The organism is Clostridium sp. (assembly GCF_029267215.1).
Lineage (GTDB): Bacteria > Bacillota > Clostridia > Clostridiales > Clostridiaceae > Sarcina.
On record NZ_JARIDH010000032.1, the window covers coordinates 70568 to 95522 of the forward strand.

Consider the following 24955-nt stretch of genomic DNA (forward strand, 5'->3'; position numbering starts at 1 on the left):
TACCCCTCCTACTTAAAATTTATTAAACTATTAAAAATTTCCTGAACATCTAAAATTCCATAACCCCATTGTCTATTTGGATAAATATCTCCTTCTCTTTTCCTGGCTCCTCTAATTAAATATGTTTTTAACTTTGGTGCATACATTTGAGGATCATTTCCATCAGTAATAGCCCACTGCATAATTAATGCACAACATCCTGCTAATACTGCCGCTGAAACACATGAACCTGAAACCTTCACTATTTCTCCACCTGGTTTTATAGTTAAAGCATTAATTCCTCCTGTAGCTAAAAGAGGTTGTACAACTTCTTTTCTTGTGTATCCTCTTCCTGACTCCGATACTATTGCTCCATTATTTTGATTATAATATGCAGCTGTTATAACACTATTAGCTGTTCCTGGCATTGTTAATGTTGTATATGGTGCTGGGTTTAAAAATCTAGTTTCTGAATCTAGTAACTCTCTTTGAATAATCCACGCATCATATCTTCCTTCAACAACATGTTCCCCTGTTAATTTAAACTTCCATATACCTTCCTTAATATTTTCAATTCTTATTACAAATTTCTCATCCCCAGTAAACTCGTCAGGTGAATCATAAGTTACCTCTACACTTGTTCCTTCATAAATAAAGATCCAAGGTTGATTTTTATTTATTAAAATATGCTTAGTTGTTTGTGGATTTGCATTTTCAAATGTTTCTCCAGAAGGTGATGTAATACTCAATCCAAATTTACTAGGTCTCCTACCATATATTTGTAGAAAAAGTCCATTTTGATTTTTCCCACAATTTATTTCAATAACAGCACTATCCCCATTATTCCTTATAAGTCCTGAAGTATGGGTATCTGAATTCCCCTCATTTCCTATTGATGTAACAACCACTAAAGAATTTTTCTTTGATATTCGATTATCTATATATCTTTCTAATATACTTGAACCTGAGTGGGCACCTAAATTACTTCCTAAAGGTATATAAATAATTATAGGTTCATTAATTTGAAAAGATAATTCATACAAGTATTTAAGTGCCATAAGTATATCTGTATTTCTATATTTTGGTTTATCACCTTTTGCAAAATAATAATTCACATATCTTTTTGAAGCTTCCTCAAGTTTTATAATTATAAAATTACAGTCTGGTGCCGCCCCAATTACTTCTCTATTAACTCCTCTTCCACCAATTATTCCTGCCATCTTAGTTCCATGACCATTTAAATCTCTTGAAGGTACTATATCATAAGGATCTAAGCCTTCTTTCTTAGCTTGAATAGCTTTGTTTATATCCTCTTCCAAATACTCTGTCCCATGTATAAATCCTTTCGGATGTTTGTTACTATCTATAGTTTGATCCCATATCCTAATTATTCTGGTTGTATCATCTTCTCTCATAAATTCTTGATTCAAATAATCTATACCAGTATCAAGTATTGCAACAATCACACCTTTTCCTCTTAATGTCAAGTAAGGATTTCTATGAAAATTTGTAGCCTTAGAATCCTCAATTGGACTCTCACTTAATGTATATATTCCATTTAGTTCTATATAAACTATACTTTTTATTTCTTCTACTATATTTTTATAATTTTCTGCTTTAACAGAAATAATAGCATAACTATCATCAATCAAAAAAACACTAACATCATCTAAAGCATCAATTTCTTTTTGTATATCACCATCATAGGCTACAACTAAGTTTAAATAATCTGGCGTACTATAAAAATTTTTCAAATATACCCCTCCATGAAAACTTCTACCAATTCTTATAGTTATCTTATTCATACCTTCTATATTTTGATATAAGATTATTTTCAAAGCTTGTATCTATATTTTGTTTCAAAATAATGTTTTTTTATTGAATCACTAAAGCTCATTTGAACACATTAACATAGGTAATAATTTTTATTATAAAAACAAAAAGACAGACCTAAAAATTAGGACTGTCTTTCATCAAAATTATAAATAAAATTCTATTCTATAAAGTTTAGCTATTGCTTTAACTTCTTTTATGTTAGCTGTCTCTGTTCTCATACTTCCATTATTGCTTATTAATAAAGCTTTCACATTATCAAGTTTCTTGATTTGTCTAACAACTCTTTTTCCTTTAAACTCAACTAAACATATAGCATTGTTTTCAATCTCTTTTATTGAATAACATAAAGCTAAATCATTTTCTTGAATTCTAAAACCAGTCATATCATTATTCTCTATATTTAAATAGAAAACTTTATTTGCAGTATGACCATCTATTTTATTAGAGGCTGTTACAAGTTGCTTATATCCTTTAGTTTGATTTAATGAATAATCATATATTGGAACATTTTTTAAAACTGAACCGAAAGCTTGATTCCAAACTTCATTAACCTCTGAAGGTTTTGTCTTTTTAACTTGCTTTTCAGCCTTAAGTTCTTTTTGAAGTTCTTCATCAGTAACAACCATATTTATATCATTTAAATCAGTATTTAAAACCTTTGATATCTTTGATATAAGTGATTCATTTATTATTTTTCTTCCTGTTTCAACTTCATTTATAAATTTCTCAGCTACACCAAGTTTTTTAGCTAAAGCTTTCTGTGTAATTCCACTTTTACTTCTAACCTCTTTAATTCTTTCCCCTACTCTACTCATTTTAAGCTCTTCCTCCTTGCATCTTTCTATGCCATTCTCTTTCTTCAATTAGATGCTCAATAAGATAATTAAATGGCCATTCTTTAGATGTTTCAGTAACAACAGCCATTATAGGATTTTCTGCTATAACCTTAGATATTGAAACCATCCCATGGATTTCTTCATCTGGGAAATTATTAAATATAACAACTTTCTCATTAAAATTATTATTTGATACAACTTCAAATCTAAATCCATCTAATATGTCCTTAATTTTCATTGAAGTCATTTCATCTGTAATATTTATAATTTTATGACCAGTTGCTTGGAAATCTTTTTTCTCTTTTTCATTTAAACCATAAGTTAGAATAGCCTTGCTATTATTAAGCATAGTCATGCTAATCCACCTCCTATATTTTAAATTAAAGAATTTCAGGTTCTTCCATATCCTCTGCATTTTCAACAGTTACCTTAGCCATAACCTGTGGTTCATCTGGCATATCATTGTAATCAGTTTTAACTTCTGCTATTTTATCAACAACATCCATTCCTTCTATAACTTTACCAAATGATGCATATTGTCCATCTAAGTGTGGAGAGTTAGCATGCATTATGAAAAATTGGCTTCCTGCTGAATCAAAATTCATAGCTCTAGCCATTGATATAACTCCTCTTGAGTGTTTTAAATTGTTTTGGAATTGGTTTCTTGTAAACTCCCCTTTAATTCTATATCCTGGGTTACCCATTCCTGTTCCTTCTGGGCATCCTCCTTGTATCATAAATCCAGGTATTATTCTGTGGAATGTTAATCCATCATAAAAACCTTTCTTAACTAAACTTACAAAGTTTTTAACTGTGTTTGGTGCAATCTCTGGATATAATTCTAATTTTATTTTTTCTCCAGTTGCCATTTCTATTGTAACTATTGGATTCATATGAATAATTCTCCTTTCAAATTTAACTATCTAGTAGTATTTACTTAAACTAAATTGTTAATCCTTCTTTTATAAAATTATATATTATTTCTATTAACAATGGAATATTAGGAAAATATTTAAATAAAAAAAGAGGTAACATACTAGAATCTAAAATTTAAGATTCTTTTATGTTGCCTCTTAAGAGTTCAACTTAATCCGTCTTATGTTTTTTATATATTTCATAATCTAAAAACTATTACTTATGCAAAAGTAGTTCCTGCTACAACTCTTGAATAATCAGTATAGTTTGATAAATTCTTAACATCAATTTTTGAAATTAAGTTGTCTCTTCCAACTTTGTTTATCATATCAGTAAATAAACAAGTTAGAAAAGTTGTTGAAACTCTATTTATTCCACCGAAATCTAATTCTATATTTTCATCTAAGTTGTTCTCTATATAATCTCTTAATATTATGGCATCCTCAACGTTTATCTTTTCCCCTAATAACTCTTTAACATTTATTCTCATTATTAAATCCTCCATTTTAAATATAAATTAATCAGTTTTATTTGAATTTTCAGAAAATTCTCTTTTCAATATTATAATAGCAAGCAGATCTATTTTTGTCAATATTTTAACAAACTTTTTATAAAAAAATTTAGTGAGATATATTAAACTATTAAATTAACATATCTCACTAAACCTACTTAATTCCCAATAAACTTTTACTTAATTTTATAATACTCTCATCTTCTAAGGAATTATATATCTCTAAAGTTCCATTTACCTCTGACTTTGTTTCACTTAAATTCTCTTTAAGTCTTCTTCTAAGTTCTTTTACTGTCCCTTCGCTTCCATCTATTATGTCAACATCCTCTCCCACAATCTCTTGTATAACATTCTTAACAAATGGATAATGAGTACATCCAAGAACAATACTTGATATTTCCTTGCTTAGATATGGATTTAATTTCACTCTTAAAAATTCTTTAACATCTTCTCCATCAAAATTTCCTGATTCAATAAATTCAACTAAACCAGGGCATGGAAGTGGAATTATATCTCTATGTTCACCATACTCATCCATAAGCCTTTTAAACTTTGGTTGAGTTAAAGTGGCCTTAGTTGCCATTACTATTACAGATCCTTTTTCATGGTGCTTAATAGCTGGTTTTAAAGCTGGTTCTATACCTATTATAGGAAAATCCTTATAATATTCTCTAAGTTCTTTAGCAGCAGCTGATGTTGCTGTATTACAAGCTATTACTATAGCCTTAACACCTTTTTTCATTAAAAATTCTGTTACTTTGAATGAAAGTGACCTTATTTCTTTTGGAGTTTTTTCTCCATAAGGTGCATGCTTAGAATCCCCATAATATATATAATTCTCATTTGGCATGATTTCTAAGGCTTTTTTTAATACACTTAATCCACCTAAGCCCGAATCAAAAAAACCTATCGGAGCATTATTATTTATATCTTCTTGCATTGCTATCCCTCACTTTTTTAAGTACTTGTTTATAATATAAGATAATTTTATAACTTTATAGAAAATAAATCTATTTAAATTTCATTATTTTATAATACTACTAAATAATAAAATATATTGACAGTATTATACTATTGTATTAAAATTTTTTTAAGAATATTTTAACGACGAATATTAATAGCTTTATTTTGTTTTATTATACGTATAAAAACAAACAAAAAGCTATTCCATAATGAAAACGAAAGGATGTGAACAAAGGATTATTACAATTATCCTAATTCTTTACTATAATTGTAGTACTTCGAAATATTATGAATAAAGACTTACTATTTACAATTCCAAAAAAATTTCACAATAAAGAAAGCTTAATTTCTTTATTTGAAGACCATCCAGAAATTAAATTTGTATCTTTAGTCGGTGTTGACTTAGCTGGTAATGATACAGACGAAAAAATTCCTTCTAAATTATTTTTAAAAGATATAGAATCTTTCCTTCACGGCACAGCTGTCCAAACAGACGGTTCTTCAGTTGTCCTTCCAGGAATAGCTACTTTAAACAACGCAAAAGTAGACATGATTGCCGATTTAGATTGTAACTGGTTCGTTGACTACAATAACGACTTTATAGACCCTTTAACTAACAAACCTGTAGGAACACTTAGAATTCCTTGTTTCTTAATCCACGAAGATAAAGCAGTCGATTCTAGACATATCTTAAAAAGCTCAATTGATACTTTCAAATCACATTTATTCTCACTTTTAGAAACTCACCCAGAAATTTTAAATGAATTAAATATAAAAATTGATGATGTTGAAGATATTTTATTAACATCTGCTACTGAATTAGAATTTTGGGTTAAAACACCAAATGATAAGGCTTTAATAGAAGAACTTTCAACATCTCAAGTTTTACAAGAACAATATTGGACAAGAACTAAAGGTAATGTTAGAACAGCTTTAGAAAAAAGCTTATTATTAATGGATGAGTATGGATTTGAACCAGAAATGGGGCATAAAGAAGTTGGTGGTGTTAAGGCTAAACTTACTTCATCAGGTCAATTTGATCATATTATGGAACAATTAGAAATAGACTGGAAATTCTCAAATGCAATGCAAACTGCAGATAATGAGTTATTTATAAGAACATTAGTTAAAGAAATATTCAGATTAAATGGGTTAGAAGTTACATTCCTAGCAAAACCAATAGATGGAGTTGCAGGTAATGGAGAACATACTCACTTAGGATTAAGTTTAAAATTAAAGAGCGGAAAAATAATTAACTTATTCAATGCTACTAAAAATCATTTCTTAAGCAAAATAGGTTATGGGGCTATTATGGGATTATTAAAGAACTACGAAATAATAAACCCATTTATTTCAGCTACAACAGACTCATTAAAAAGATTAAAACCTGGATTTGAAGCTCCTGTTTGTATAGTTACATCATTAGGACAAAGTCCAGAAATTCCATCTAGAAATAGAACAATACTTGCTGGATTAATAAGAGATCCTCATAATCCTTTAGCAACAAGATTTGAACTTAGATCACCAAACCCATTTACTAACACATACCTTTGCTTAGCTGCAAGTTATATGGCTATGCTAGATGGAATAACATATGCTTTAGAAAATAATAAAACTGAGGATGAACTTTTAGCTGAATTATCTAAAAAACCAGGTGAAGAAGCTGCTTACTTAGAAAAATCTAGAGCATATAGAAGTGAAGAAGATGTATTTGAAGATTTCACAGATGAACAAAGAAAAGAATACTTTGGAGTAGCACCTTCTACTGTTTATGAAAACTTAAGTGCATTTGAAAATTATAAAGAAAAACTTGAAGTATTAAAAGTTAACTCAGTATTTACAGACAAACTTATTAATAGCTTTAAAATGGCTACCATTAAGAGATGGTCAACAGAGATTACTTCAAGAATTATTCCTTCATATATTGATGATATAAGATCTTGTAAGCAACTTCATTGTTGTGATAAGGCATTAGACCTTGATGTATCAACTTGGATGGCTGTAAGTGAATTAAGACAATTAATAATGAAAGATTCATATCATAGAAGAAGTTTATTCACTCAATTAAAAAATGCTATAAATGAATCTGAATTTGAAAAAGCTTCTGATTTACAAATTAAACTTGATTCAAGCATAGAAGAACTTAATGATCTTTATAAAACTTATAAAAAGAATTTATTAGATATATAAATTTATAAATAAAAGAAACCAACTTAAGTTAGTTGGCTTCTTTTTTATATGTTAATCATAAATAAATCATCTCTAAATTTGAAGTCAAATCTAATTAATGATATATATGCCCTAAGCTAATTGAGTTTTTGCTTAATATTTCAAAAGAATAATCTTCATATGATACAAAAGGATTATTATTTATAATCTCTTCTGCTTCTTTAAAATTATTAGCATGGAATATTATAGTTCCCCTATTTCTAAAGTATGATCCACCACATAATACGTATTTTTTCACAGCTGTATCTTTATAATTCTTTGCTCTGTGTTCACCCTGTAGCTTGTTAGCTCCATTTATTTTATAATTTATTTTTACAAACATACCGCTGCTCTTAGTCATATAAATTACCCTCCCAAAATTTATTATATGCTATTATATTATGTTAACGTCCTATATATTCCTAAGTTGTCTAAAAACCAATAAGAACTTACGTTCTCTTTTCTTTTCAATTCTACAAAACACATGTTCCCTTGTCAAGAAAAAAAAGGTATGTAAACATACCTTTTACATACCTTTTCTTTTATTTTCTTTAAATTTTGTTAATTTTCTAAAGTTTTTTCATAAATTTTTAGGGCTATTATTATCATAAATATTGTAATTTTTTCTTTATAAACTAAGCTGTTTCTGAAACTTCATTATATTTTTTATTATAAGTTTCTGAAATTTTTTCCTTAATAAACATTGCTATCTTACAAATAAAATAAGCTATGAAAATACCAACTAAATTTATGAATATGTCTCCTAAATCAAAGAACCCTCTTTTAAATACATACTGAGCAAGTTCTATATTAAATTCTATGGAAGCAGATAAGACTACAGCTAGTATAAAGTTGTATTTTCTTATAATATATCCTATAGGCATAAAGAAAATTATATTGCCTATTAAATATAACTGAGCTGTTCTATTTCCTCTAAGCCCATGTAAGACTTCAAATGGATCAAGTTGAAATCCTCTTGCCATTTTTGGTCTAGCAAAAAGAAGAATAAACATTGTTCCTGCATATAATCCAAATAAAAATAACTTAAATACTTTCGAAGTTCTCATTCTAGTAGTAGTTAAGAAAACTTGATAAATAAGCATAATACTTGTTAGTTTAAAAAAGTTATATATAATTAAACCTTTTGTTCCACTTAAGTCAATTTTAATAAAAACATTAATACACTGTTTTACTATTAATTTATAAAATACTATTGCTAAAAAAAATGAAATAACAAACAAAATGCTTTTTATAAAGAAATTCTTCACTAATCTTTTAAATGTCTCCATACAATCACCCCCAATAAAATAAATAAAAATCCCCTTGAATTATAGTTTTTTTATAGTATAATAACTAAGTACTTTTAAAAATAAAATCATTTCTTATATATTATTATACACATTTCTAAAACCAAAAAATTATCCACAGATTTTCTTTTTTAAAATTATCCACAAGTGAACAAAATTTTATTTATCCACAGAACTTAATTTTTATTTTTCCTCACAATTTTTTATTTCAAAATAGATTTTAATACATTTTATCCACAAAAATACTACAATTAGATTACCAATTTAGTAATTTAATAAAAGTTATCACTCTAATATTAATTAAATCTATAAATTTTAAAAATAGGTTCTATTTTAAATTAGTGATGATTTTAGATTTAACTGTAATACTCTCTTAAAACAGAACCTAAAATAAAAAGACATACTTAAAATCTAACTCGAAATTAAAGTATGTCTTAATTAATATTTAACTTTTATTATTATACTAGGTTAAAAACTTCTAAATTTTTATTATCTGCACCCTCTTTTTGCAAGTCTACAAGCGCTTTTAATGTATCTAGTGAAGTCATAACACCTATATTTCTTTCTATAGCAGCTCTTCTTATATGGAATCCATCTCTCTTAGAATCATTAGCTTTAGTTGGTGTATTAACAACTAAGTCTATCTCTTTATTTTTAATTAAATCCATAATATTTGGAGATTCTTCTCCTATTCTTCTTACTTCCTTAGCATCTATTCCAGCTTCTCTTAATTCCTTGACTGTTCCCTTAGTTGCTACGAATTTATATCCTAATTTATCTAAATCTTTTGCAAGGTCTATAAATTCTTTTTTATCATGTTTTTTAATTGTAGCTAAAATTGTTTTACCTGTAGACCCAGTGTACATTCCTGCTGCTACAAATCCTTTATATAATGCTTCCCATACATTTCTTCCTACTCCAAGAACCTCTCCTGTGGATCTCATTTCTGGTCCTAAGCTAACCTCAACATTAGGAAGTTTTTGAGTTGAGAATACTGGGACCTTAACTGATACTAACTCAGGCTCCTTATAAACTCCTGTTCCATATCCTAGATCTTTTAATTTTTCTCCAAGCATTATTCTAGTAGCTATATCCACTATTGGAACTTTGCTTACCTTTGATATATAAGGAACTGTTCTTGAGGCTCTTGGATTAACCTCTATTACATAAAGCTTTCCTTCAAATTCTATAAATTGAATGTTTATCATTCCTTTTATCCCTATGCTTAAAGCTAATTTTCTAGTGTAATCTAGAACATCTTCTTTTATTTTATCTGAAATATTTTGAGCTGGATACATAGTTATACTATCTCCTGAGTGAACTCCTGCTCTTTCTAAATGTTCCATAATTCCTGGAACTAGAACATCTTCACCATCTGATATAGCATCAACTTCTATTTCTCTACCCATTAAATATTTATCTATAAGTATTGGATTCTTTGAATCTTTTTCAAAAGCATTTTTTAAGTAGTATGTTAACTCATCTTCATCATGAGTTATTTCCATGCCTTGACCACCTAAAACGAAGGAAGGTCTAACTAGGATTGGGAATCCTAATCTTCTAGCTTCTTCTAATCCTTCTTCTAAACTCCATACACCTTTTCCTTTTGGTCTAGCTATATTAAGTCTTTCTAGCAAGTCATCAAACTGCTCTCTATCTTCAGCTAAATCTATTTGATCTGAAGTAGTTCCTAATGTAGGGATGTTCTTTTCCTTTAAGAATTTAGCAAGCTTTATAGCTGTCTGACCACCAAATTGAAGTATAACACCCTCTGGTTTCTCTTTATCTATGATATTTAATACATCTTCCTCTGTTAAAGGTTCAAAATAAAGTTTATCTGAAATACTGAAGTCTGTACTTACTGTTTCTGGGTTGTTATTTATAACTATTGTCTCAATTCCTTGCTTTCTAAGTGCCATTACACAGTGAACTGAAGCATAGTCAAACTCTATACCTTGACCTATTCTTATTGGACCTGATCCTATAACCACAACTTTTTTATTATTTGAAACAACTACCTCGTCATATTGCTCGTATGTTGAATAGTAATAAGGTGATAAAGCTTCAAACTCCCCTCCACAAGTATCAACCATTTTATAAGCAGGTTTTATATGCCAAATATCTCTTAATCTATAAATTTCATCTGGAGAAACCTTTAGCATATTAGCTATTGCCTTATCTGAAAAGCCTCTTCTCTTTAATTTTAATAACCACTCTCTATTTAAATCATCTATTTTACTTTGCTTAAGTTTTTGTTCTTCTTCAACTAACCATCTGAATTTTTCTAAGAAGAATATATCTATCCCTGTTATTTTTGAAACCATATCTATTCTATATCCTCTTCTTAGCATTTCAGCCAAAGCAAATATTCTCTCATCATCTGGAGAAACTACCCTTTCTCTTAACTCATACATTGAAAGATTTTTAAATTTTTCATGTTCTAATGAATATTTTCCTATTTCTAATGACCTTATACCCTTTAAGAAAGCAGCTTCAAAATTACTTCCTATAGCCATTATTTCTCCAGTTGCCATCATTTTAGTTCCTAAAATTCTATCTGCCCCATGAAATTTATCAAAAGGCCATTTTGGAATTTTAACAACAACATAGTCTAATGAAGGTTCAAAACAAGCATATGTCATTCCTGTAACTGAGTTTTTAATTTCATCTAATCCATATCCTAAGGCAATCTTAGCTGCTACCTTTGCTATTGGATAACCAGTAGCCTTTGAAGCTAATGCTGATGATCTTGAAACCCTTGGATTAATTTCTATTACTGCATATTCAAAGGAATGAGGATTTAAGGCAAACTGAACATTACATCCACCCTCAATTCCTACGGCATTTATTATATCAATTGATGCGCTTCTAAGCATTTGATACTCTTTATCTGATAAAGTTTGGCTTGGTGCAACAACTATTGAATCTCCTGTGTGTATTCCAACTGGATCAATATTTTCCATATTACAAACTGTTATACAGTTTCCAAAGGAGTCTCTCATTACTTCGTACTCAATTTCTTTCCATCCTTTAACACTCTTTTCTAAAAGAACCTGCCCAATTGTACTTAATTGTAATCCTGATGATAATGTTTCTATTAACTCCTCTTCATTATTAGCTATTCCACCACCAGTTCCTCCAAGAGTATAAGCTGGTCTAACTATTACTGGGTATCCAATTTTTCTTGCAAAGGAAATACCAGAATCTAAATCTGTTATTATTTCACTTTGAATAACTGGTTGATTTATTCTATTCATCATATTTCTGAATAGCTCTCTATCTTCCCCTTCTTTAATAGATTCTATTGAAGTACCTATTACTTTTACATTGTATTTATCTAAAATTCCCTTTTCATAAAGTTCAACAGCAAGATTTAATCCTGTCTGTCCTCCCATTCCTGCTAAAAGAGAATCTGGTCTTTCTTTTTCAATTACTTTTTCTAAAAAATCCACAGTTAATGGCTCAAGATAAACCTTATCTGCAATTTCTTTATCTGTCATTATTGTTGCTGGATTTGAGTTTACAAGTACAACTTCCATTCCCTCTTCTTTAAGAGATTGACAGGCTTGAGTACCTGAATAATCAAATTCTGCTGCTTGTCCTATTATTATTGGACCTGATCCTATTACTAAAACTTTTTTTATATCTTTATTTAATGGCATATTATTTCCTCCTTATAATGCATACTTCATAAACTCATCAAAAATATATTCACTATCCTTTGGTCCAGGACAAGCTTCTGGATGGAATTGAACTGAGAATATTGGTAATTCTTTATGCTTCATTCCCTCAACTGTTCCATCATTCATACTTATATGAGTTATTTCCATATTTTCTGGTAAAGTAGCAACATAGTATCCATGATTTTGTGATGTTATATGAACTCTATTATTTATTAAATCTTTAACTGGATGGTTACATCCTCTATGACCAAACTTAAGCTTCTTAGTTTCTCCACCTAATGTTAATGCTAATAATTGATGTCCTAAGCAAATTCCTACTATTGGTTTATTTCCAACTATTTTTTTTATCTCATTTACTGCTTCTCCCATATCTTCTGGATCTCCAGGTCCATTTGATAAAAATACTAAGTCTGGGTTTATTTCTAAAACTTCTTCTGCCTTCACATCATAAGGGAACACTGTAACATTGCATCCTCTTTTTACAAAGTTTCTAACAATGTTTTGCTTTATTCCAAAATCGATTATAGCTACATTCTTTCCTTCGCCTTTTATTTCATATTTTTCATTAGTTGAAACTATTGAGACTGCATCTTTATTTGAGAAAGATTCTAACTTATCTTTAACATCTTCTAAGTTTGAATTATCTAAAACTATAATCCCTTTCATTGTTCCATTATTTCTTAAGATTTTTGTTAATGCTCTTGTGTCTATGCCATCAAGACCTAAAATCTTATTTTGAGCTAAGTAAGTTTCAAGCTCTAATTCACATCTAAAATTGTTTGGATACTGACATTTTTCTCTTACTATGAATCCTCTAACCTTAGGCTCCTTAGATTCTAAATCCTCTAAATTTACTCCATAGTTACCTATTAAAGGATATGTCATAGTTACTATTTGTCCATAATAAGAAGGGTCAGTTAAAACCTCTTGATATCCTGTCATCCCTGTGTTAAAAACTACCTCTCCAACACATTCTTTTAAATATCCAAAGGCTTTACCCTCAAATATTACGCCATTTTCTAATATAAGCTTTGCTTTCATATTTAGACCTCCTATTTAAAATCATATTAAAAACACACTTTAAAAGGTCTTAATTACAACTGCCATTTTTAATTTTTGGTATTAAAAGAAAGAGGTACTAGAGCGATTGCGTAAAAATCAATCACTCTAATACCTCTTTATATCTCTTATATGGAATTGTATTAAAATACAAAGCTAATTCATTTTGTAATTCTATTTGTTTTTTTGTACAACAAAAAATTCTATCTAACATATCTATACCTCTTTCTGGCCTCACGGGACCAATTTAAAGTGTATTTTATCTTTATTTTGATAAATCTTATTACAAATAATAATAGTTTATTAAATTTGTATAGTCAATACTAATTTGGAAAATTTAAATAAATTTTTACAACAAAAAGTTAAGGTGCTAGATGTAAAACACCTAGCACCTTAACTTAATTTCAAACCTATACCTACTTCATTGTCCTATTGAAGCAATTATAATTATTATATATATCTAGCATTTTGTCAATGGAATTCATTGAAAATCTATAATTATTTCGTCAAATCTCTACATTTTTTATCTATATTAAATTTTAATAACACCCCTGTAAAATTCACCAATAATGTAGTATAAGCATAATTTAATACTAAATAAAAATTTTATAGGAGATACTTATGGAAATAATTTATCCAGATGGTTTTATTAGATTCTTTAATGACAATGAAGAGATAGATGAAGTTGGTGAATTTGAAATTTTTACTGAAGAAGAGCAAGAATTTGTTGACAGATATTATGATGACTTTAATAATGCAGATTATATAGATGACACTGACGAGGAATATATTGATGGTTATAGAAATAATACTTCTAGACCAAAATATAAAAAATCTAACTATTCAGTAATACCACCAGCCATTAAAAACATACCTGATAATATAGCTAATTTTCCTGCTTTAATGCAAGATTTACCTTATGCAATAAAAGATATGGGACATGATTTTATGCATAGTGCACCTGTTGGTTATATATCAAATATGCTTCCTATTCCAACTAACTGGCAAAACCCACAATCACCATCACCATTAGGACCTCCACCATCTTATATTCCCTCTCAAAAAGATTCAGGTGTTCAATATTCAACTTATAGTGGAGAAGGAAATGTTAAAAGTGTTAGTCCAAGTTCAATAAAATTCTGCTTATATAGATACACTTATATCTGGCAACGAAATGGTCGTAGTTACTGGGCTTACTTAACTAGAGTTGATAGACGTTCTATTTCTGGTTGGAGATGGGCAGGCTGGAGATGGGTTTACTTTGGAGTAGATTTAAGAAGAATTAATTCATTTGTTTGCTACTAAAATTTTTATAAATAAAACTCCTTAAAAAATAAAGAAACTACAAGCTTTAAAAGCCTTTAGTTTCTTTATTTAGCTAATTATTTTTCTAGATTTAAATCCTCTAAATTTATTTTAACTTTTGAAAATATGTAAGACTAATTAAAAAACAAGATTTTACTTTTTAGATATGAACTTATTATCTTTAATATAAAATCTCCAAAGAAAATCCTTAGCTTCTTCAGCGTAATCAATTCCTATTCTTTTAGATTCAACAACTTCAAAATTTTCATCAATACTATTTTCTTCAACATAAATTTCTTCGCTACTAATAGTATTTATGCAGTTATCCCTCTTATCTATACCTAAAACCATGCATAATTTTGATGGTCCATTAGAAAAATTTTTCTTTTCATAATTAGAAAGCTCCTTATATTCCTTTTTAAATCTTAGCTTACTCATCTCTTCTATTTTTTCTAAAGGTTCAATCCCCCTTATTAAAACACCAGCTGCTACATCTTTTTTTTCGCATATTAAGTTTAAACAATAATACATACCATAGATAGAATAGACATAGGTTATTCCCGGCTCTCCATAAAGTGCTTCTGTTCTATTAGTCCTTTTTCCTCCATAAGCATGACAAGCTTTATCTCTAGCCCCTACATAGGCTTCTGTTTCAACTATTTTTCCTTTTAAAATAACTCCATTTATTTTTCTTACTAATATTTTTCCTAAAAGCTCCCTTGCCACAGTTAAAGCATCTCTATTATAAAAATATGAACCTAATCTCATAAAACACCACCTAACTTAAATCATATTTAATAAGCTCTAATGCTAAAAAACATTAGAGCTTATTTTATACTATTATATTTATTTTTCGTCTATTTTTTTATATAAGTCAACTATTTCATTTGCTAAATCTTTAAGCAATATTGTAGTCATTAAATGATCTTGAGCATGGATTAATAACATTGAAATCTCTACTTTATCTCCATTAACCTCAAATTGAATTAAATTACTTTGTAATTTATGAGCCTCAGCTAATTGCAAAACTGATTTTTCTATTAGTTCTTTAGCAGCATTTATATCTCCAGTCTTAGCAAGTTCAATAGCTTCCATTGCATAGCTTCTAGCCTCTCCACTATAACTTATTAAATTCATGATAATTTCTTCCATTATTATCACTTCCTTTTGACTTAACTTTTATATCTTAATTTATAATATTATCTTGTTTGTCCATTTCCATAAATTATATACTTACTTGTTGTTAATTCTTTAAGTCCCATTGGCCCTCTAGCGTGTAGCTTTTGTGTACTTATTCCTATTTCTGCTCCAAATCCAAATTCTCCACCATCTGTAAATCTTGTTGATGCATTAACATAGACAGCCGCTGCATCTATTCTTTGAAGAAATTTTTCTGAATTGAAATAATTTTTAGTTACAATAGATTCGGAATGCTTTGTTCCATATTTATTTATATGGATTATGGCCTCATCTAAACTTTCAACAACTTTAACACCTAAAATATAATCTAGATATTCTTTTCCCCAATCTTCACTTGTTGCATCATTTATATCACTAACTATTGCTTTAGTTTTTTCACACCCTCTTATTTCAACACCTTTTTCTTTTAAGGCTTTAATTGCTATTGGTAAAAATTCTTTTGCAATATCCTTATGAACTAATAACTTCTCAGCGGCATTACATACTGCTGGTCTTGAAGTCTTGGCATTTACAATTATATCTACTCCCATAGGAATATCAGCTTCACTATCTATGTAAATATGACAGTTTCCAACTCCAGTTTCTATTACAGGGACAGTAGCATTATTTACTACAGCTTTTATAAGACCTGCTCCTCCTCTTGGAATTAAAACATCTAAATAATCATTTAATCTCATGAACTCAGTTGCAGTTTCTCTTGATGTATCTTCTAATATTTGAACTGACCCTTCTGGAAGACCAGCTTCTTTTAAAGCCTCACTTATAACTTCAACTATTTTTAAATTAGAATTTATAGCTTCACTTCCTCCTCTTAATATAACTGCATTTCCTGTTTTTAAGCATAAAGCAGCAGCATCCGCTGTTACATTTGGTCTTGCTTCATATATTATTCCTACAACGCCCAATGGAACTCTCTGAACCCCTATTCTAAGTCCATTAGGTCTTTTAAACATTGAAGTAACCTCACCTATTGGATCATCTAGTTTAACAACATCAGCCACAGCATTAGAGATTCCAATAACTCTCTCTCTATCTAACTTTAATCTATCTAACATGGCTTTAGAAGTACCTTTTTCCATTGCCTTATCTAAATCTTTTTTATTTTCTTCTAATATTTCATCACATCTACTTATCAATGCTTCACTGATTTTTAAAAGTCCATTATTTTTTTCATTAGTAGAAGCTATTGAAAGTTCATAAGAAGCTTCTTTAGCTTTTTTACCTTTTATAATAAGTTCATTATTCATTTTCTACTCCCCCATTATTAGCTACAAACATAGTTCCAATATTTTCACCATTTAATATATCTATTAATATTTCTGGTTTTTCACCATTTGCCAAAATCATATCTATTCCTTCTTTTGTTGACACCTTAGCAGCTGAAAGCTTAGTAATCATGCCACCTGTACCTCTATTACTTCCAGCACCACCTGCACATTCTTCTATTTCAGGAGTTATATCATAAACTTCCTTAAGCATTTTACTATCCTTATTTTCCCTTGGATCTGAATCATAGAATCCATCTATATCTGATAATATTATTAAGGTATCTGCTTTAACTAAAGTGGCAACAATTGCAGATAGATTATCATTATCCCCAAAATTTAATATGTTTTGTATCTCATCTATTGAAATAGCATCATTTTCATTAACTATTGGAATTATTCCTTTTTCTAATAAAGTATCAAATGTATTACATACATTATTTTTCATTCTCTCATTTTCTAAAACATCTCTAGTTAAAAGAACCTGTGCGACTACATGACTATATTCTCCAAAAAATTTATTATATATATGCATTAATGCACATTGTCCAACAGCAGCCACAGCCTGCTTTTCTCTTATACTTTCTGGTTTTTTATCGATTCTAAGTTTTCCTACTCCAACACCTATAGCACCTGATGAAACAAGAACTACTTCCTTTCCCATATTACATATATCTGAAATTACTCTTGATAATTTCTCTATTCTTGTTAAGTTTATGCTTCCATTTTCATAAGTTAAAGTAGAAGTTCCAACTTTAATTACTATCCTTTTACTTTCTTTCAGCTTATTTCTCATTTGTAGGTTTCCCCCTTAATTACTCAAATTAATATTTTTACTACGCTAAATCATAAGTCTATTATATTCTATTACACTAAATCATGAAACTACTCATTTACAAGTTTTATTTTATATCTCATCTTAAGCAAATAAATAAAGTAAACTTTTTAACTATCCATTTATGATTTCTCCACCATTAATATGTATTGTTATTCCTGATATGTATGATGATTCATTACAAGCTAAGAATACATATGCACCTGCAAGTTCAACTGGCTGACCAGCTCTTCCCATAGGCGAACTACTTCCAAACTGTTTAACCCTTTCTTCATTCATTGAAGAAGGAATAAATGGAGTCCAAATTGGTCCTGGTGCCACTGCATTTACTCTTATTCCATCTTTAATAAGCATAGTTGACAATGTTCTTGTCATGGTTGTTAATGCTCCCTTTGTACATGAATAATCTAATAAAATTTCATTACCTCTATATGCAGTGATTGAAGTTGTATTTATTATAGAACCTCCATACTTCATGTACTTAACAACTGCCTTTGTCATATAGAAACTTCCAAAAACATTTATTTTAAATGTAGTTTCTAATTGTTCTGGCCCAATATCTTCTAAATCTTTAGAATCATGTTGAACAGCAGCATTATTAACTAATATATCAACTTTACCCCATTTTTCAATTATCTTACCAACACTTTCATTACAAAAATCTAAACTTGATATATCTCCTTTTATTAAAATAACCTCTCCACCTATATCTTCTATTAATTTTTTAGTTTTATTAGCATCCACATCCTCTTGATCTGCTAAATAAATTATACATACTTTTGCACCTTCTCTAGCATAAGCTAATGCAACAGCTCTTCCTATACCACTATCTCCACCTGTTATTATTGCCACCTTATCTTTCAATCTTTTTCCATCATTTATATACTCAGGTAAATCATAAATAGGTAGCGGATTCATTTCTTCCTCTACTCCTGGGTGAATATTTTGGCCTTGTTTTAGAAAACTTTTTGGAAATAAATTTTCATTGCTCATAAACACTTCCTCCTGTTATACAACATTCTAAAATAATTTTATTTATAAGCTTATTATTCTCAATTATTTCTTACTTATAGCATTTCCTTGTATTTTCTTAACAATATTTGCATTCAAAGAGGTTGGTGCTATTTTTGAAAAGAAAACTAAAACTTTATTCATAATACCAGGTATGCATATTCCTTTATTCTTCATCAAAGCATTATATCCAATCTTAGCCACTTTCTCTGCACTCATTGCAACATCTAAATCTCCTTTACCAGCACGTTTAGAAAAATTAGTTTTTGTTGCACCTGGACAAAGTGTTGTAACCTGTATTCCTTTGTCTTTTACCTCTTCTCTTAATGACTCTGAAAAAGATAAAACATAGGCCTTACTAGCATAATAAACCCCAATTAAAGGTCCTGGTTGATATGCACCAGTAGAAGCCACGTTAAGAATTTTTCCTTCACCCTTTAAGATCATATCTTCTAAAAATAATTTAGTTAATTTAGTTAAACTAACAATATTTAAATTTAAAACCTCTAAATGTTTTTCCCAAGGAACATCTGAAAACTCTCCATTAAAACCAATCCCAGCATTATTTATTAAAATATCAACAGTTCCACATTTATTTTTTATGATAGAATATAAGTCCTCCAATTCTTCTATCCTACTTAAATCAAAACTTATTATGAAAGCACTTACACACTTTTTCTCTGCTAGTTTCTTAAGTTCCTCTAACTTTTCTAAGTTTCTTCCTACTAAAATCAGTTCAAAATCATCAATCATAAAATTCTTAGCAAATTCATATCCTATTCCACTAGTAGCTCCTGTTATTAAAACTTTCTTTCTCATTTTTAAATTCCCTTCAAAAAAATTACTTATAAAACTTTTATTACTTTCTCTTTAGTATGTCAAGTTGTTTTCCTTAAAGCTTTATTAAACGTTTAACATATGTTATAATAACACTTGCATCATTTGATGTGGGAGGGTGAGGGAGCAATTTTTTAAAAGGAGAAAGGATGAAAAACTTTTTTAAACTTAAAGAACATGAAACAAACATAAGAACAGAATTACTTGCTGGTCTTACCTCATTTTTCGCTGCAGTTTATATAATTGTAGTAAATGCTAGCATACTTAGTGATGGGGGTGTGAGTGTACAACCTCTCATAATAGCAACAGTATTAGCATCATTAATTGGTTGTGTGCTTGTAGCATTTATGAGTAACTCACCACTTATAATAATGCCTGGAATGGGTATTAATGCACTATTTACGTACACTATAGTAAATACTATGGGTCTTAGTTTTCAACAGGCTTTAGGAGCTGTTATAGCAGCTGGTATTCTATTTATTGTGGTAGCGGTTACACCTCTTGCAGAGATGTTAACAAGTTCAATACCTACATCTTTAAAGCAAGCTATTACTGTTGGAATAGGTATATTTATAACTTTCCTTGGATTACAAAAAGCAGGATTAATAGTTGGAGATTCATCTACACTAGTTAAATTAGGAAACATAGCTTCTAAAGAAGTTCTAGTATTCTTCATAACTATGATTATAATGCTTGTTTTATTTATAAAAGATATACCTGGTTCATTCTTAATAGGAATTTTATCAGGAACCGTAATATCAATTTTATTTGGAGTTGTTGATTTATCAAGTTTCCATTTATCACTACCTAATTTTAGTGAATATAAAGAAGTATTTTTTTCAGCTGATTTTAGTGGATTAACTTCAATCTCATTTTGGATTGCAACATTCTCACTAGCTTTAGTTTTAATATTTGAGAATATAGGATTACTTCATGGTCAAGTAGATGGAATGTTAAAACAACCTCATAAAAGACAAAAGGCACTTAATGCTGTTGCCCTTACTACTATTGTTTGTGGTATTTGTGGCACAAGTCCTTCTGTTTCAACAGTTGAAGGAACAGCTGGAATAGCTGCTGGCGGAAAAACTGGTTTAACTTCTATATTTACAGGATTTTTATTCTTAATATCAATATTCTTTATTCCAGTTATATCACTTATTCCAAATGCTGCAATATCACCTGTATTAATAATAATAGGTGGTTTAATGATTCAACACATTGTAGATATAGACTTCAAAGACTTTACAGAATCATTCCCAGCATTTATTACTTTAACAATAATACCTTTAACATTTAGTATTGTTGATGGTATTGCTTTTGGATTTATAGCTTATCCAATTTGTAAGTTAGCATCTAAAAAGTATAAAGATGTATCAATCCCTATGTACGTTATATCAGCAATCTTTTTACTATACTTTATACTTCATGCAACTCAAATGTAGCTTTAAATTATAACAAAAAAAGAACTTATTGAAAGAAATAATCAATAAGTTCTTTTTTTTATATATTAATTATATAAAGCTTAAAGGAGAAATTTATTTAATGGAACTTTTTGATTTATCTCCAGATCAATTAAATGCATTAAGTATTCTTATATCAAAAGAATATTCCACTAGATATAATGAACTTCAACTTTCTGTTTTATCAGATTTTTTTACCGCATTAGGTGCTAACATAGATGTTTACGCAGCAAGCTTTGCCTATTTTCAGTCTTTAAATAGGTCAGAAGAATAAGAAAAAACCTAACATATTATCATGTTAGGTTTTTTATGTTGGTTGAGTTTATTATTTAAAACTAATTAACTAGTTTATTTAAATTATTCTCCTAAGAACATTTTCATGTCATCTTCTACATTTGTAATTCCACCGATTCCAAAGTTATCAACTAAAACTTTAGCTACGTTTGGTGATAGGAATGCTGGTAATGTTGGTCCTAAGTGAATATTTTTAACTCCTAGGTGTAATAGTGATAATAATACAATTACAGCTTTTTGCTCATACCAAGCTATGTTGTAGCTTATAGGTAATTCATTCACATCACTTGCTCCAAATACCTCTGCAAGTTTTAATGCTATTACTACTAATGAGTATGAATCATTACATTGTCCTGCATCTAATACTCTTGGAATTCCATTAATATCTCCTAATTGTAACTTGTTATATTTATACTTAGCACATCCTGCTGTTAATATTACTGTATCCTTTGGTAATTTCTCAGCAAATTCTTTGTAGTAATCTCTTGATTTAGCTCTTCCATCACAACCTGCCATTACAAAGAATCTTCTTATAGCACCTGATTTAACTGCATCTACAACTTGCTCTGCCAATGCAAGAACTTGGTTATGAGCGAATCCACCAACAATTTCTCCTGTTTCTATCTCTGTTGGAGCTTTGCAAGTTTTAGCTAATTCTATTATTTGTGAGAAATCTTTCTTTCCATTTTCATCACTTTCAATATGAATACATCCTTCATATCCTACAGCCCCTGTTGTGAAGATTCTTCCTCTGTATGAATCTTGAACTGGTGTTATACAGTTTGTAGTCATTAAGATTGGTCCGTTAAATGATTCAAACTCTTTATTTTGTAACCACCATGCATTACCATAGTTTCCTGCAAAGTGAGAATATTTCTTGAATTTAGGGTAGTAGTGTCCTGGTAACATTTCACCATGAGTATAAACATCTACTCCAGTTCCTTCAGTTTGTTCTAATAACATTTCTAAATCTTTTAAATCGTGTCCTGAAATTAATATTCCTGGGTTATTTCTAACACCTATATTAACTTTTGTTACTTCTGGATGACCGTATGTTGAAGTATTAGCTTCATCTAATAATGCCATTCCATCTACTCCAAATTTACCTGTTTCTAATGCTAATTTTGTTAATTCATCACCTGATAATGAATCATCTAATATTTTAACTAAAGTTTCTGCCATGAATACATGAACTTCTTCTTTATCATATCCTAAGTTCATAGCATGTTCCATGTATGCTGATAACCCTTTTAATCCATACATAATAAGTTCTCTTAAACTTCTTATATCTTCATTTTCAGTAGATAACACCCCTACTTCTGAAGCCTTTTCCATCATTTCTTCCTTAGTTGAAGCTGTCCAAGTTGCACATCCTTTAAAATCTGATCCTACTGGATTTCCACCAACAACTTGTATTTTTTCTTTTAATTCTTCTCTTAATTCTAAAGTATCTTTAACTCTTTTTTCTATTGCTTTAAAATCAAAGTTTGCATTTGTTATTGTAATAAATAAGTTATCAACTATCATTCTATTTACTTTCTTATTTACTACACCTACTTTTCTTCCTTCAACAGAAACTGTTGCCAATCCTTTAGTAACAAAAACTAAAAGGTCTTGGATTTTTGCTACATCCTCAGATTTTCCACAAACTCCTCTTACTGTACACCCTTTGCATCCTGCTGTTTCTTGACATTGAAAACAAAACATACTCATTCTTTAGTTCCTCCATTCAAATTCTTTTTATATAAAAATTCAATCTTATTTTTTATTTAATGAAATTGCTTGTTTTTAGCAACCTTACACCTATGATTATACTATCCACTTTTTACTAATTCCGTAACCTATGTTACCTTATTTAAAAATTTTATTTTCTTTTGTAAATTATGTATATGAACAGCATATTATTGAATATTTATACATTATTCATTATTTTTATGCACATTTTAATTGATTTTATGCATATCTTTTTGTATAATAAGCCTTATACTAATTGATTGTTAATAAAAAAAGGGGGACTACTTTATGAATACTAAACCTAAATATAAAGTATCAGATTTATTAAAGTTTATAATCCCATCGTTAATAGGGGTAATCCTGTTTATGGTTCCTATAAATGATGATGGAAATATATCAATACCAATAGCATTCTTCACAGGTAGAATAAAAGGTTTAATTGGGGATTACTTACCTTTAATGGCTACCTTTGTTGTTATAATAGCTACGTTACTTACAATAATCGTAAAAACATTAAAACCGAGATTTATACTAGAAAATTCATTCCTAAATTCATTATTAAACGTTAATTGGATTTGGAGCATATCCAGAATATTAGGAGGATTTTTTATAATATTAGCTTTCACAGGATTTGGTCCTGAATTAATAAAATCAGATGTAACAGGTTCATTCATATTAAATGACCTATTACCAACACTTATAGTTGTATTCTTCTTTGCAGGATTATTCCTACCACTTCTTTTAAACTTCGGTTTATTAGAGTTCTGTGGTGCATTACTTACTAAAATTATGAGACCTTTATTTAAATTACCAGGTCGTTCTTCAATAGACTGTATGACTTCTTGGTTAGGAGATGGAACTATAGGTGTGCTTCTTACATCAAAACAATATGAAGAAGGTTTTTACACAGAAAGAGAATCTTGTATTGTTAGTACAATGTTCTCAGTTGTTTCAATAACATTTAGTTTTGTTGTTTTGTCACAAGTAGGATTAGAAAATATGTTTATTCCTTTCTACTTAACTGTAACATTAGCAGGGATAGTAGCTGCAATAATCTTACCAAGAGTTTGGCCACTAAATAAGAAGCCAGATGCTTACTACAACAACATTGAACCTAAAAACGTAGAAGATGTTCCAGAAGGATTTACACCATTCACATTTGGATTAGCTAAGGCTGTTGAAAAGGCACAAAATGAGACTAGTTTCAAAAAATTCCTTTCAGATGGAATAAAAAACGTATTAGAAATGTGGATAGGAGTTTTACCTGTTGTAATGGCAATGGGAACTATAGCACTTATAATTGCTGAATACACTCCAATATTTCAATGGCTTGGAATTCCTTTCATCCCGTTATTCAAAATCCTAGGAATACCAGAGGCTGCGGCTGCTTCACAAACAGTTATTGTTGGGTTTGCTGATATGTTCTTACCATCAGTTATTGCCTCAAAAACAATAGTTAGTGATATGACAAAATTTATTGTAGCTGCTGTTTCAGTAACTCAGCTAATCTATCTTTCAGAAGTTGGAAGTATTATCTTAGGATCTAAGATTCCATTAAATTTAAAAGAGTTATTCATGATTTTCTTAATGAGAACATTAGTTACATTACCCGTAATATCTCTTGTTGCTCATTTATTATTCTAAAAATATAAATAAAAACCCAGTTAAGAATTATAACATCTATAATCTTAACTGGGTTTATTTTTTTAACTATTTA

Annotated in this window: 22 protein-coding genes; 5 read left to right on the forward strand and 17 right to left on the reverse strand. The window is 29.2% G+C overall.

Features of this window, described 5'->3' with window-relative positions; translation table 11 throughout:
- Window positions 1-8: 8 nt before the first annotated feature.
- From Q1K13_RS05265 to murI, 6 genes are all read right to left on the reverse strand, one after another.
- Window positions 9-1733, reverse strand: a complete 1725-nt coding sequence (locus Q1K13_RS05265) for a S8 family peptidase (RefSeq protein ID WP_300348230.1) — start codon at window positions 1731-1733, stop codon at window positions 9-11.
- 225 nt (window positions 1734-1958) lie between these two features.
- Window positions 1959-2630 carry an XRE family transcriptional regulator gene (locus Q1K13_RS05270; RefSeq protein ID WP_300348231.1) on the reverse strand — a complete coding sequence of 224 codons (672 nt, stop codon included), beginning with the start codon at window positions 2628-2630 and terminating at the stop codon, window positions 1959-1961.
- A 1-nt stretch (window position 2631) separates the two neighbouring features.
- Window positions 2632-3006, reverse strand: coding sequence for a DUF3783 domain-containing protein (locus tag Q1K13_RS05275; RefSeq protein ID WP_300348233.1), 375 nt, complete (start codon window positions 3004-3006; stop codon window positions 2632-2634).
- 25 nt (window positions 3007-3031) lie between these two features.
- Window positions 3032-3544 carry a peptidylprolyl isomerase gene (locus Q1K13_RS05280; RefSeq protein ID WP_300348234.1) on the reverse strand — a complete coding sequence of 171 codons (513 nt, stop codon included), beginning with the start codon at window positions 3542-3544 and terminating at the stop codon, window positions 3032-3034.
- A 242-nt stretch (window positions 3545-3786) separates the two neighbouring features.
- On the reverse strand, window positions 3787-4056 hold the full coding sequence (locus Q1K13_RS05285) for an STAS-like domain-containing protein (protein ID WP_300348235.1): 270 nt from the start codon (window positions 4054-4056) through the stop codon (window positions 3787-3789).
- 175 nt (window positions 4057-4231) lie between these two features.
- Window positions 4232-5017, reverse strand: a complete 786-nt coding sequence (murI, locus tag Q1K13_RS05290) for a glutamate racemase (protein ID WP_300348237.1) — start codon at window positions 5015-5017, stop codon at window positions 4232-4234.
- 311 nt (window positions 5018-5328) lie between these two features.
- Here murI and Q1K13_RS05295 point away from each other — a divergent pair, with 311 nt between their 5' ends.
- Window positions 5329-7230: a type I glutamate--ammonia ligase gene (locus Q1K13_RS05295; protein ID WP_300348238.1), complete on the forward strand. Its 1902-nt coding sequence runs from the start codon at window positions 5329-5331 to the stop codon at window positions 7228-7230.
- A gap of 94 nt (window positions 7231-7324) precedes the next feature.
- Here Q1K13_RS05295 and Q1K13_RS05300 read toward each other — a convergent pair whose 3' ends face one another.
- From Q1K13_RS05300 to Q1K13_RS05315, 4 genes are all read right to left on the reverse strand, one after another.
- Entirely contained in the window at window positions 7325-7609 is a 285-nt protein-coding gene (locus tag Q1K13_RS05300; RefSeq protein ID WP_300348240.1) for a YciI family protein, read from the reverse strand.
- Between the two features lie 274 nt (window positions 7610-7883).
- Window positions 7884-8537: a VanZ family protein gene (locus Q1K13_RS05305; protein ID WP_300348241.1), complete on the reverse strand. Its 654-nt coding sequence runs from the start codon at window positions 8535-8537 to the stop codon at window positions 7884-7886.
- Window positions 8538-9013: 476 nt separating this feature from the next.
- Complete coding sequence (gene carB / locus Q1K13_RS05310) at window positions 9014-12217, reverse strand: carbamoyl-phosphate synthase large subunit (protein WP_300348242.1); 3204 nt, start codon at window positions 12215-12217, stop codon at window positions 9014-9016.
- 12 nt (window positions 12218-12229) lie between these two features.
- Window positions 12230-13279: a carbamoyl phosphate synthase small subunit gene (locus Q1K13_RS05315; protein WP_300348243.1), complete on the reverse strand. Its 1050-nt coding sequence runs from the start codon at window positions 13277-13279 to the stop codon at window positions 12230-12232.
- A 639-nt stretch (window positions 13280-13918) separates the two neighbouring features.
- On the opposite strand from Q1K13_RS05315, the gene Q1K13_RS05320 reads away from it, so the two are divergent.
- Window positions 13919-14602, forward strand: coding sequence for a hypothetical protein (locus Q1K13_RS05320; RefSeq protein ID WP_300348245.1), 684 nt, complete (start codon window positions 13919-13921; stop codon window positions 14600-14602).
- 153 nt (window positions 14603-14755) lie between these two features.
- On the opposite strand, the gene Q1K13_RS05325 is transcribed toward Q1K13_RS05320, so the two are convergent.
- The 6 genes from Q1K13_RS05325 to Q1K13_RS05350 form a co-directional block, all read right to left on the reverse strand.
- Entirely contained in the window at window positions 14756-15370 is a 615-nt protein-coding gene (locus Q1K13_RS05325; RefSeq protein ID WP_300348247.1) for a DNA-3-methyladenine glycosylase, read from the reverse strand.
- A 78-nt stretch (window positions 15371-15448) separates the two neighbouring features.
- Entirely contained in the window at window positions 15449-15754 is a 306-nt protein-coding gene (locus Q1K13_RS05330; RefSeq protein ID WP_300348248.1) for a PTS lactose/cellobiose transporter subunit IIA, read from the reverse strand.
- A gap of 47 nt (window positions 15755-15801) precedes the next feature.
- On the reverse strand, window positions 15802-17049 hold the full coding sequence (locus tag Q1K13_RS05335; RefSeq protein WP_300348250.1) for a glutamate-5-semialdehyde dehydrogenase: 1248 nt from the start codon (window positions 17047-17049) through the stop codon (window positions 15802-15804).
- Window positions 17042-17863, reverse strand: coding sequence for a glutamate 5-kinase (gene proB, locus Q1K13_RS05340; RefSeq protein ID WP_300348252.1), 822 nt, complete (start codon window positions 17861-17863; stop codon window positions 17042-17044). Before proB ends, Q1K13_RS05335 begins: the two co-directional genes overlap by 8 nt.
- Window positions 17864-18016: 153 nt before the next feature.
- Window positions 18017-18895 carry an SDR family oxidoreductase gene (locus Q1K13_RS05345; RefSeq protein ID WP_300348254.1) on the reverse strand — a complete coding sequence of 293 codons (879 nt, stop codon included), beginning with the start codon at window positions 18893-18895 and terminating at the stop codon, window positions 18017-18019.
- Between the two features lie 63 nt (window positions 18896-18958).
- Window positions 18959-19732, reverse strand: a complete 774-nt coding sequence (locus tag Q1K13_RS05350; RefSeq protein ID WP_300348256.1) for an SDR family NAD(P)-dependent oxidoreductase — start codon at window positions 19730-19732, stop codon at window positions 18959-18961.
- A 167-nt stretch (window positions 19733-19899) separates the two neighbouring features.
- Between Q1K13_RS05350 and Q1K13_RS05355 the strand changes: the two genes are divergently transcribed.
- Complete coding sequence (locus tag Q1K13_RS05355; protein WP_300348257.1) at window positions 19900-21192, forward strand: NCS2 family permease; 1293 nt, start codon at window positions 19900-19902, stop codon at window positions 21190-21192.
- Window positions 21193-21292: 100 nt separating this feature from the next.
- Complete coding sequence (locus Q1K13_RS05360) at window positions 21293-21484, forward strand: hypothetical protein (protein WP_300348259.1); 192 nt, start codon at window positions 21293-21295, stop codon at window positions 21482-21484.
- Window positions 21485-21567: 83 nt separating this feature from the next.
- On the opposite strand, the gene hcp is transcribed toward Q1K13_RS05360, so the two are convergent.
- Window positions 21568-23217 carry a hydroxylamine reductase gene (hcp, locus tag Q1K13_RS05365; protein ID WP_300348261.1) on the reverse strand — a complete coding sequence of 550 codons (1650 nt, stop codon included), beginning with the start codon at window positions 23215-23217 and terminating at the stop codon, window positions 21568-21570.
- A gap of 309 nt (window positions 23218-23526) precedes the next feature.
- Here hcp and Q1K13_RS05370 point away from each other — a divergent pair, with 309 nt between their 5' ends.
- On the forward strand, window positions 23527-24882 hold the full coding sequence (locus Q1K13_RS05370; RefSeq protein ID WP_300348263.1) for a YjiH family protein: 1356 nt from the start codon (window positions 23527-23529) through the stop codon (window positions 24880-24882).
- Window positions 24883-24955: the final 73 nt, after the last annotated feature.